Consider the following 430-nt stretch of genomic DNA (forward strand, 5'->3'; position numbering starts at 1 on the left):
TGATCTATTTGTCGAGGACCTTCCATCGACGTGTCTCGGCGTGACGTTCCGCCCCCACCCAGTTACCCGACAGTCTCCAAGAGGCCATGGCCGAAACACTCGCCCGCAAACTCGGGCGTACCGTCTTCGCGACGGAGCTGGGATTCGGCGTTCCCGACAGCACCAGAACATGTGTTTACCCCGCTTCCGTCGATGCGGCGATAGATGCCGCCGAGCAGATCTGGATGACGCTCGCCAAGCACCTCAACCGGCAGGCAGACGGGACCTTCGACAGCGGCAGAGCCCTACAGGCGGCGCTCAGCTGGCGGTACGACCTACCCGACCAGGCGGTCAGTCGGCGCGGCCGGCAGCAGGTATTGACCAGTAACCCAAAGGTGCCGTGGTTAGCCGGCTGCGTAGCGGACTTCTGGCTTGCCGAACAAGGCTTTCA

Annotated in this window: 1 protein-coding gene; it reads left to right on the forward strand. The window is 63.0% G+C overall.

Annotated elements, in window-relative coordinates:
- Positions 1-86 precede the first annotated feature (86 nt).
- Positions 87-430, forward strand: a 344-nt coding sequence (locus ACLQ24_RS30300) for a hypothetical protein (RefSeq protein ID WP_425895151.1), incomplete at its 3' end; no start/stop codon positions are given.

The sequence above is a fragment of the Micromonospora sp. DT4 genome (assembly GCF_049841675.1).
Classification (GTDB): Bacteria; Actinomycetota; Actinomycetes; order Mycobacteriales; family Micromonosporaceae; genus Micromonospora.